9 protein-coding genes are annotated in these 10,386 nt (G+C 54.4%); 6 read left to right on the forward strand and 3 right to left on the reverse strand.

The window, feature by feature from the left end:
• Nucleotides 1-2 precede the first annotated feature (2 nt).
• The 3 genes from ACLBVC_RS21815 (at nucleotide 3) to ACLBVC_RS21825 (ending at nucleotide 2,713) form a co-directional block, all read left to right on the forward strand.
• Nucleotides 3-1,418 (forward strand): MFS transporter, encoded by a 1,416-nt coding sequence (locus ACLBVC_RS21815; protein WP_410151364.1) that lies wholly within the window; start codon nucleotides 3-5, stop codon nucleotides 1,416-1,418.
• Nucleotides 1,419-1,485: 67 nt separating this feature from the next.
• Nucleotides 1,486-2,175, forward strand: a complete 690-nt coding sequence (gene ompL, locus ACLBVC_RS21820) for a porin OmpL (RefSeq protein WP_410151365.1) — start codon at nucleotides 1,486-1,488, stop codon at nucleotides 2,173-2,175.
• 184 nt (nucleotides 2,176-2,359) lie between these two features.
• The gene (locus ACLBVC_RS21825; protein WP_101074872.1) at nucleotides 2,360-2,713 is read left to right on the forward strand and encodes an MmcQ/YjbR family DNA-binding protein; all 354 of its coding nucleotides are present in this window, start codon (nucleotides 2,360-2,362) and stop codon (nucleotides 2,711-2,713) included.
• On the opposite strand, the gene ACLBVC_RS21830 is transcribed toward ACLBVC_RS21825, so the two are convergent.
• Nucleotides 2,695-3,615 (reverse strand): pyridoxamine 5'-phosphate oxidase family protein, encoded by a 921-nt coding sequence (locus tag ACLBVC_RS21830; RefSeq protein WP_410151366.1) that lies wholly within the window; start codon nucleotides 3,613-3,615, stop codon nucleotides 2,695-2,697. The two genes, ACLBVC_RS21825 and ACLBVC_RS21830, sit on opposite strands and share 19 nt — an antisense overlap.
• Before the next feature lie 6 nt (nucleotides 3,616-3,621).
• A complete protein-coding gene (locus ACLBVC_RS21835) occupies nucleotides 3,622-4,242 on the reverse strand; it encodes a glutathione S-transferase family protein (protein WP_410151367.1) in 621 nt (206 codons plus the stop codon).
• 101 nt (nucleotides 4,243-4,343) lie between these two features.
• Between ACLBVC_RS21835 and ACLBVC_RS21840 the strand changes: the two genes are divergently transcribed.
• Both ACLBVC_RS21840 and ACLBVC_RS21845 read left to right on the forward strand, forming a co-directional pair.
• Nucleotides 4,344-5,273, forward strand: a complete 930-nt coding sequence (locus ACLBVC_RS21840) for a LysR family transcriptional regulator (protein ID WP_410151368.1) — start codon at nucleotides 4,344-4,346, stop codon at nucleotides 5,271-5,273.
• A 90-nt stretch (nucleotides 5,274-5,363) separates the two neighbouring features.
• Nucleotides 5,364-6,545 (forward strand): esterase, encoded by a 1,182-nt coding sequence (locus tag ACLBVC_RS21845; RefSeq protein WP_410151369.1) that lies wholly within the window; start codon nucleotides 5,364-5,366, stop codon nucleotides 6,543-6,545.
• 63 nt (nucleotides 6,546-6,608) lie between these two features.
• On the opposite strand, the gene uvrA is transcribed toward ACLBVC_RS21845, so the two are convergent.
• Complete coding sequence (uvrA, locus tag ACLBVC_RS21850; protein WP_410151370.1) at nucleotides 6,609-9,464, reverse strand: excinuclease ABC subunit UvrA; 2,856 nt, start codon at nucleotides 9,462-9,464, stop codon at nucleotides 6,609-6,611.
• A gap of 326 nt (nucleotides 9,465-9,790) precedes the next feature.
• Between uvrA and ACLBVC_RS21855 the strand changes: the two genes are divergently transcribed.
• The gene (locus ACLBVC_RS21855; RefSeq protein WP_410151371.1) at nucleotides 9,791-10,336 is read left to right on the forward strand and encodes a single-stranded DNA-binding protein; all 546 of its coding nucleotides are present in this window, start codon (nucleotides 9,791-9,793) and stop codon (nucleotides 10,334-10,336) included.
• Nucleotides 10,337-10,386 lie beyond the last annotated feature (50 nt).

The following is a 10,386-nucleotide window of genomic DNA, read 5'->3' on the forward strand; positions in this document are numbered from 1 at the left end:
CTATGAAGGATTTACATCACCCTGATCCGCTGACTTTGCGTGAAAAGTGCGCCTATGGAATGGGCGATTTTGGCTCGAACCTGATGTTGTGTATCGGGACGTTGTATCTCCTGAAATTCTATACCGATGAGCTGGGGATGCCGGCGTTTTATGGCGGCATCATCTTTTTAGTCGCGAAGTTCTTCACGGCGTTCACCGATATGCTGACGGGCGTTTTGCTTGATTCCCGCCGGCATATTGGTGCAAAAGGCAAGTTCAGGCCGTTCATCCTCTATGCCTCCATTCCTGTCGGGCTGGTGGCGACGGCGCAGTTTATGGCGAACGACTTCAGTTTACTGGTGAAAACGACGCTCGCGACGGTGCTGTTCATGATGTTCGGACTGTTCTACAGCCTGATGAATTGCTCTTACGGCGCGATGGTGCCCGCCATCACCCGAAACCCGCACGAACGCGCACAACTTGCGGCCTGGCGGCAGGGCGGCGCAACGCTCGGGTTGTTGTTGTGCACTGTCTGTTTTATGCCTTTACAGGCGCTGTTCGGCGGTTCTCCTTCATTGGGCTATTTTACTGCGGCGCTGGTATTCGCCACCTGCGGGATATTGTGTATGGGCTGGTGCTACCGTGGTGTCAAAGAACGCTACACCGAACTTACGCCCGCAGGGCATAAGCTGGGCATTCTGCGCTCGTTTCGTGCCATATTTCGTAACCCGCCGTTGCTGGTGTTGTGCCTTGCCAATCTCTGTACGCTGGCGGCCTTTAACATCAAACTGGCGATTCAGGTTTATTACACTCAATACGTCCTGAACGATATTCATCTGCTTTCGTGGATGGGTTTTTTCAGCATGGGCTGCATTCTGATGGGGGTATTTCTGGTGCCCGGCGCGGTGAGAAGGTTCGGGAAAAAACAGGTTTATCTGGGGGGACTGGTGCTCTGGGCCACCGGCGATATGCTGAATTTTTTCTGGGGAAACAGCTCATTCATGTTTGTTCTGTTTTCCTGCATGGCCTTTTTCGGCACCGCGTTCGTTAACAGCCTGAACTGGGCGCTGGTTCCCGATACCGTCGATTATGGCGAATGGAGAACGGGCATACGTGCCGAAGGTTCGGTCTATACCGGTTATACCTTTTCACGAAAAATATCCGCGGCACTCGCCGGTTTTCTGCCGGGAATCATGCTTACGCAAATTGGTTATATCCCGAATGCGGTACAAAGCAGTGCCACATTACTCGGTCTGCGTCAGCTTATTTTTATCTGGCCCTGCGCACTGGCCATCATGGCGGCTGCTATCATGGGGATATTTTACAAACTGAACGAAGAAAAATTCACGAAAATAATAGAGGAGATCAGCCAGCGGAAAAAAAATACTATTTCAGAAACAATGCCAGATAAAGATAGTGCTTCTGTTGTAACACAATAAAAATAATAACCGTCACAGGTCACCTGATCGGGTGACGGTTTCCCTACGTCTGAAAAATGGATTTATCATGAAAATAATTACCTCTGCTATGATTTTATCTTCTGTGATTTCCACCTCTGCTTTTGCCGGGGCTTATGTAGAAACACGTGAAGCTTATAATACGGCCTCTGATCTCAATGAAGTTATTCTGCGTGCGGGCTACAACTTCGATATGGGGGCGGGGTTGATGTTCACCAACGCTTACAATGTGGGGCGGTGGGATGAGATTAAACACGGTTATAACGAAATAGAAGGCTGGTATCCGTTGTATAAACCGACGGACAAACTCACTTTTCAGCCGGGCGGACTCATTAACGATAACAGCAGCGGTTCTGGCGGTGCGCTGTATTTAGATACCAACTATAAATTCACGCCTTATTTTAATCTGACTTTCCGTTATCGCTATAATCACAGTAATTATGACACGGCTGATTTAAAAGGGGAGATGGATAAAAATGATACACAGGAGTTTGCTAACTATTGGAATTTTAAAATAACCGACGCCTTTTTTTATACTTTCGAACCTCATTACTTCCTGCGCGTGAATGATTACAACAGCAAAAACGGGAAAGACCATCACTGGGAAATTACCAACAAATTCAGTTATAAGATTGACCCGAACTGGATGCCGTATCTCGAATTACAATGGTTAGATCGCTGGAATGCCTATAACAGCGAGCAGTACCGGATCCGCCTCGGGTTAAGGTACACGTTTTGAGATTTCTGGCGCTTGTCTGAAGGCTGAGCCACGCAGAATGCATTCCTAACGGTCGGGCTGACAGTCATGCCAGCCCTTTTTCGTATTTGCGATCTCATACCTTTCTTTTTCGCCATGTTGCTGCACACTAAATAGACGATTTCGGTGATGGGATCGTTCACCTCAGAGACGGAGAAAGGCCAAAATGACCAGTCTGGAATTGCTCGACTACTGCATGGGAAAACCCGGAGCAGAGCAAAGTACGCAGAACCAATACGGTGCGAATCAGATAAAAGTGGGCGGCGTGATGTTTGCGATGTTCTGCGATTGTCAGGGATTTGAAGCCGTTTCCCTGAAAACCAGTCTCGAAATGGCCGGAAAGCTGCGGGCGGAACATACCTGTATTCTTCCCGGTGAGAACCTCAACAAAGCGCACTGGAATACCGTTGTGCTTGACGGCAGTTTGCCGAACTCTCAGCTTTATTCTCTGATCGACAGTTCCTACAAAATGGTCGTTTCCGCTTTGCCTGAGAACACCCGTCAGGAATTCGGCGTCTGATCGCCCCGCCACTGGCCTGTTCCCAGCGTTGCAGGAGAAAAATCGGGCGCTTCCCCGCGCCACGGTAGCGCTGCACGAAAGCGCCATACGCGGCTGATATCCAGGCTCCAGTAGCGTTCTGCGCCTGACGGCCCCGGGATTTCCTCTGGTTGCCAGTGAATTTGGGTATATCCCTGCAAATGCAGAATGTCGCCGCTGGCGAAATCGATAAACAACAGCGCGGCGCGGGGCTCGGCCAGCAGATTTCCCAGCGTATTCATATATTGATTGCCCCGGTAGTCCGGCACCCACAGCCGGTTTCCCACCAAGTGCGCAAACCCCGGCTGACCACCGCGATGCGACACATCGGTTCCGCCATGCGCGTGGCTGGCGATGAAAAAAGTATCGGCACGCGCAATCAGCGCGCGGGCGTCTTCGTCCGGCTCTGTCATGTCTTCGCGCGCGGGCAGTGGTTTGTGTAATGGCACGTCCGTCAGTTTGCGGATCTGAATGTACTTCGGACAGTTACCAAAACTCTGATCGATAAGGATCTCGATCCGGTTTTTGTCCATGCGGCCGATCCTGCCGTTTGCCCGGTTTCGTCTGCGGTTGGAGAAATCGATCCCCAGCGCGCCGATCTGTTTCCCCGGTTCCAGCGCGGCCTGCGCCGGATCGTCGTGACGCCGTGGCGCATTCACCCGCAGATGTTTGTCATCCGGCGTGCGAATAAAACCGGCGGGACCGGTCAGGATCGTCGCCACCGGCCAGTCATTTTCATCCAGCGTGGCGACAAACAGATAAGGCAGCGCGGCAAAAAACAACCGGTGCTGTTCCGGCATCGCCTCGCGTATTCCGTGCGCGGAAACATCAAACCCCGCCAGATCCTGCGCCAGGATTTCATCGGCATGGAATACGCTGTTCATGGCTGCTTACAGCGCTCTTTCAGGCAACGGCAGGGCAGGAAGCGGCGTGAAACCTGGCAGATTTTCAATCCGTTTCAGCCAGTGCTGGATCGCCGGATAGTCTTCCAGCGAAACACCCCCTTCCGGCAGCGCGGCGATATAGCTGTAGCAAGCCAGATCGGCAATCGTGGCACGATCGGTCGCCAGAAACTCATCCGTTTCCAGGTGTTTTTCCAGCAGCGGCAGGAATTTCGCCGTCAGCGCCAGCGCGTAGTCATAAGGTTCCGGCGCGGAAAATTGCTTCACCATCCGCGTTGAAGCCGGGCCAAAACGCACTTCACCGGCGGCGCGGGATAACCATTTCTGCACTTCCGCCGCTTTCAGCGGATCTTCCGGCAGCCAGTGACTGTCCGGTGCGTAGCGTTTCACCAGATACACCAGAATGGCGTTGCTGTCGGTGATGATGTGTTCGCCATCGACTAAAACAGGCACCTGTTGCAACGGATTCAGATGAGCAAATTCTTCGGTTTTGCGTTCAGCGGCACCGGCTTCTTTAAACTCAAAAGGCAGATTGAGCATCTTAAGCAATAAAGTGACGCGGTGGCAGTGGCCGGAAAGCGGCGTGCCGAAAAGCTGGATGGCGGGCATGGAATGTCCCCTTTGTCTGTGTCGTATAAACATTACTCTTGCGCGAAATGATTGTGATCCACGAAGATTGAAATTGAGTGTTTCACTTTGTGGAAGAATCAATGGACCGTTTGGACGAAATGGCGATTTTTGTCGCCGTACTTCAGTATGGCAGCCTGGCAGAAGCCGCCCGTAAACTTCACCGTTCGCCGCCAGCAATCACGCGCGCGATTATCTCGCTGGAACATCGCTTCGGTGCGCGACTGGTCGAGCGCACCACCCGCAGCCTGGCACCGACGGAAGCGGGCGCACGTCTGGCCGATAAAGCGCGGCTGTTGCTCAGCCAGTATCAGGACGCCGTCGAAGACACCGCAGAAACTCAACTGAGCGGCCTCTTACGGATGACCGCGCCGGTGCAGTTCGGGCGTAAACACGTTGCGCCGCTGGTGATGGAATTTCTTGAACAGAACCCGGACATGCAGATTGAGATGATGCTCAGTGACCGTAATTTGGATCTCATCGACGAAGGCCTGGATCTGGCGGTGCGCATCGGGCATCAGGAAGATTCGGGCAAAGTGGCGCGTAAAGTGGCGGAAGTAACCCGCGTGCTGGTCGCCAGCCCGGCATATCTGGCGCAGTCCGGCCTGCCGCAGCATCCGTCAGATCTCGCGACGCATCAGACCATCATGGGCACGCTGCGCACGCAAATCCGTGAATGGCGGTTCGGACCGCACGAAGACGATCTGCGCGTCCGGCTTTCGCCGCGTCTGCTGCTCAATGATGTCGAATCCCAGTTGCTGGCGGTGCGCAGCGGACGCGGGATTGCGCGGTTGCTGTCGTATCAGGTGAGCGAAGATTTGCAGACCGGCAGCATGGTCCGGCTGCTGGCGGATTTCGAACCGCTTCCACTGCCGGTTCAGCTTGTCGCGCAACAGGTACAACAGATGCCGCGCAAAGTCCGGACATTCTGGGATTTCGCTTTCCAGCGCCTGAGCGTGCTGCCGCAACTGCATCCTTTAAAGGGTGACGCGGGTCACGATCCTTTGTTGTAAAAATAACCTACTCTGAGAGTTGTGCAAAAACAGTGAGTTACTTCAGGACAGGTTGTCCGTCTGCTCACGCCAACCCAGAAGGAAAGGATGATGACCCGCAACAGGCTGAATCTTGCCACACTATTGATACTGGCGCTCAGTGCGCCTTTGCCCCTGACCGTTGCCGCGCAAAGCCTTCCGCAGGATGTTGACGCGTCTGTTCCGGCGAGGAACTACATCACGGCGGTGAATCCGGATCTGACTATTACCTACCGGCTTTATGCGCCTGCGGCGGAGCATGTGGACGTGGTGACCGGTGCAACGCCGGTGACTTACATTCCGCATCAGATGACTAAAGACGATAAAGGCGTCTGGAGCTGGACGTCGGATAAGCAGAAACCCAATCTCTACGAATACTTCTATAACGTGGATGGCCTGCGGATTGCCGATCCGGGCAGCGCCATACCGAAACCACAGCGTCAGGTGAATACCAGCCTGATACTGGTGCCGGGCAGTATTCTGGATGTGAAAAACGTGGCGCATGGCGAAGTGCGCACATTGACCTATCATTCTGCGGCGCTCAATTCTGAGCGTCAGGTCGCGGTCTGGACGCCGCCCGGTTATACCGATGCTTCACAACCGCTGCCTGTGCTGTATTTTTATCACGGCTTTGGCGATACCGGTCGCTCGGCGCTGGATCAGGGGCGCATTCCGCAAATCATGGATAACCTGCTGGCAGAGAAAAAAATTGTACCGATGCTGGTGGTGATCCCTGATACGGAAACCGACGCCAAAGGCGTGGTGCCGGAGGATTACGTCACTAAAGATCGCCGCAAAGAATTCTATCCGCGCAACGCGGCGGCGGCAGATAAAGAGCTGACAGAAGACATTATCCCGCTGATTTCAAAAACCTTCCGCGTGCGTGATGACGCGGCAGGGCGGGCGTTAGCCGGACTTTCGCAGGGCGGTTATCAGACGCTGGTCAGCGGCATGACGCATCTTAACCAGTTCGGTTGGCTGGCAACATTCAGCGGTGTCAGCACGACGACCGTACCAAACGCAGAGGTCGAAAAGCGTTTCGCCGAACCTGATAAAATCAACGCGCAGCTGAAAAACTTCACGGTCGTTGTCGGGGAAAAAGACGTGGTGACGGGCAAAGATATTGCGGGACTGAAATCAGAGCTTGAGCAACGCAAAATTAAGTTCGATTACCACGAATATCCGAATCTCGGTCATGAAATGGACGTCTGGCGCCCGGCGTATGCGGAGTTTGTGCAGAAGATATTTAAGTAAGGTTTAGCGGAAATGCGGATTGGTTTTAGCTCCTCCCCTTCGCAGGGGAGGAAGCCAAAAACATTAAGCCGTTTTCTTCGCCTGCTGGCTGTGGCGTTCGAGCAGTGGTTTCAGGAAGCGTGCGGTGTGCGATTCTTTGCATTCCGCGACGGTTTCCGGTGTCCCGGCAACCAGAATCTGACCGCCGCCTGCACCGCCTTCTGGCCCCAGATCGACAATCCAGTCCGCGGTTTTAATCACGTCCAGATTGTGTTCAATCACCACGATGGTGTTGCCCTGATCGCGCAACTGATGCAGCACTTCCAGCAATTGCTGGATGTCGGCAAAGTGCAGACCGGTGGTCGGTTCGTCGAGAATATACAGCGTCTGGCCGGTGCCGCGTTTGGAAAGCTCACGCGCCAGTTTCACACGCTGCGCTTCACCGCCGGACAGCGTGGTCGCTGACTGGCCGAGGCTGATATACGTCAGACCGACGTCGATTAATGTCTGCAATTTACGCGCAAGGGCAGGGACGGCGTCGAAGAAATCACGGGCTTCTTCAATCGTCATTTCCAGCACTTCGTGAATGCTCTTGCCTTTGTATTTAATTTCCAGCGTTTCGCGGTTATAGCGTTTGCCTTTGCACTGATCGCACGGCACATAAATATCCGGCAGGAAGTGCATTTCGACTTTGATCACGCCATCGCCCTGGCAGGCTTCGCAGCGCCCGCCTTTGACGTTGAAACTGAAACGCCCCGGCGTATAGCCGCGTGAACGGGATTCCGGCACACCGGCAAACAGTTCGCGAACCGGCGTGAAAATGCCGGTGTATGTCGCCGGGTTAGAGCGCGGCGTACGGCCAATCGGGCTCTGATCGATGTCGATCACTTTATCGAAATGCCCCAGACCTTCAATTTCACGGTACGGCGCGGCTTCGGCAATCGTTGCGCCATTCAGTTCGCGCTGTGCCAGCGGGAACAATGTGTCGTTAATCAGCGTCGATTTACCGGAGCCGGACACGCCGGTGATACAGGTGAACAGGCCCACCGGCAGCGTCAGCGTGACATCTTTCAGGTTGTTGCCTTTCGCGCCGGACAGTTTCAGCACTTTCGTTGCGTCCGCAGGCACCCGCTGCGCAGGTACAGAAATCTCACGTTTACCGCTGAGGAACTGGCCGGTCAGCGATTCTTCGTTGGCCATGATGTCTTCTGCGGTGCCTTCTGCAACCACTTCACCGCCGTGGACGCCAGCACCGGGACCGATATCGATAATATGGTCGGCGGCGCGGATTGCGTCTTCGTCGTGTTCTACCACGATGACCGTATTGCCGAGATCACGCAGGTGGATCAGGGTTTCCAGCAGACGTTCGTTGTCGCGCTGATGCAGGCCGATGGACGGTTCGTCCAGCACGTACATCACGCCCACCAGACCGGCACCAATCTGGCTTGCCAGACGGATACGCTGAGCTTCACCGCCGGACAGCGTTTCGGCAGAACGTGAAAGCGAGAGATAATTCAGGCCGACGTTCACCAGGAATTTCAGGCGATCGCCGATTTCTTTCAGCACTTTCTCAGCAATTTTTGCGCGCTGGCCGCTGAGCTTCATGTTGCGGAAGAAATCCATCGCATGGCCGATGCTGAAATCGGAGATTTCCGGCAGCGTGGTTTCTTCGACAAACACGTTACGCGCTTCTTCGCGCAGACGCGTGCCTTTGCAGGACGTACAAGGGCGGTTGCTGATGTATTTCGACAGCTCTTCGCGCACGGCGCTGGATTCCGTTTCTTTATAACGGCGTTCCATGTTGTGCAGCACACCTTCGAACGGATGGCGACGGATTGATGTGTCACCGCGATCGTTGATGTATTTGAATTCAATGGTGGTTTTGCCGGAACCGTGCAGGATTGCATGGCGCACGTCGCTGCTCAGTTGGTTAAACGGCGCTTCCACATCGAAATCGTAGTGTTCGCCCAGTGAGCGCAGCATCTGGAAGTAATAGAAATTGCGGCGATCCCAGCCGCGGATTGCGCCACCGGCCAGGGAAAGCTCAGGGTTTTGCACCACGCGTTCCGGATCGAAGAACTGCTGCACGCCCAACCCGTCGCAGGTCGGGCAGGCACCGGCCGGGTTGTTGAACGAGAACATCCGCGGTTCGAGTTCGCGCATGCTGTAGCCACACACCGGACAGGCGAAGTTGGCGGAGAACAGCATTTCATCGGCTTTCGGGTCATCCATATCGGCGACCACTGCGGTACCGCCGGACAATTCCAGCGCGGTTTCGAAGGATTCCGCGAGGCGCTGCGCCAGATCATCACGCACTTTAAAGCGGTCAACGACCACTTCAATGGTGTGTTTTTTCTGCAATTCCAGCTTAGGCGGATCCGACAAATCACAAACTTCGCCGTCGATACGCGCACGGATATAGCCTTGTGATGCCAGATTTTCCAGCGTTTTGGTGTGCTCGCCTTTACGGTCTTTCACGATCGTCGCGAGCAGCATCAGGCGCTGGCCTTCCGGCTGCGCGAGTACGTTATCCACCATCTGGCTGACGGTCTGCGCGGACAGCGGAATATTATGGTCCGGGCAGCGCGGCTCGCCGACGCGGGCAAACAGCAGACGAAGGTAGTCGTGGATTTCGGTAATCGTCCCGACGGTGGAACGCGGGTTATGCGATGTTGATTTTTGCTCAATCGAAATTGCCGGAGACAGACCTTCAATATGGTCGACGTCCGGTTTTTCCATTAAGGATAAAAATTGGCGTGCATAGGCAGACAGCGACTCGACGTAGCGACGCTGGCCTTCGGCGTACAGCGTATCGAACGCCAGAGAGGACTTGCCTGAACCGGATAAGCCGGTGACAACAATCAGTTTGTCGCGCGGGATAATCAGGTTGATATTCTTGAGATTATGGGTGCGTGCGCCCCGAACTTCGATCTTATCCATTCATCATTCCCGGATTAACTTGATAGCTCACCGTGCCGGTGACCGTCGGAAAGTGTGGCATCGCGCCGGTCAGCGAATCAGGCACAGAGAAGAACGTAACGCGCAATTATGACACAAATCACAGCCCATGCCACCCCAAAACCTGAATGTATATCCAGTACTCGATGTAACAGTGGAGTGTTTACTGAACATTCTGGAAAGAATGCCACAACGTTTTACATCCGTGGTACGAAGGTAGCGTTTTGTGGTTATAATGTCGCGAAGTGAGTCCCCTCACACCCAACACTGTGGTTTCAACCACGACATACATCATCAGGAGAATCCACATGGCCAGCAGAGGCGTAAACAAAGTTATTCTCGTCGGTAATCTCGGACAAGATCCCGAAATCCGCTACATGCCAAACGGCGGCGCCGTTGCCAACATGACGCTGGCAACCTCCGAAAGCTGGCGTGACAAAGCCACCGGCGAGCAGAAAGAGAAAACAGAATGGCACCGCGTTGTGCTGTTCGGCAAATTAGCCGAAGTTGCCGGTGAATACCTGAAAAAGGGTTCACAGGTTTATATCGAAGGTGCACTGCAAACCCGTAAATGGACCGATCAGGCTGGCGTAGAAAAATACACCACCGAAGTCGTCGTTAACGTGGGCGGCACCATGCAGATGCTCGGCGGCCGTGCCGGCGGCGGCGCACCAGCAGGTGGCGGTCAGGCATCAGCAGGCGGCGGACAGCAGGGCGGTTGGGGTCAGCCTCAGCAGCCACAAGGCGGCAACCAGTTCAGCGGCGGCCAGCAGGCTCGTCCGGCTGCGCAAAACAACGCGCCAGCACAGAGCAACGAACCTCCAATGGATTTCGACGACGATATCCCGTTCTGATTCTGTGCCTTCGGGCATGGTGTTCAGAAACTAAAAAAGCCCCGAAAGGG

This window comes from Rahnella selenatireducens (genome assembly GCF_046449555.1).
GTDB lineage: Bacteria > Pseudomonadota > Gammaproteobacteria > Enterobacterales > Enterobacteriaceae > Rahnella > Rahnella selenatireducens.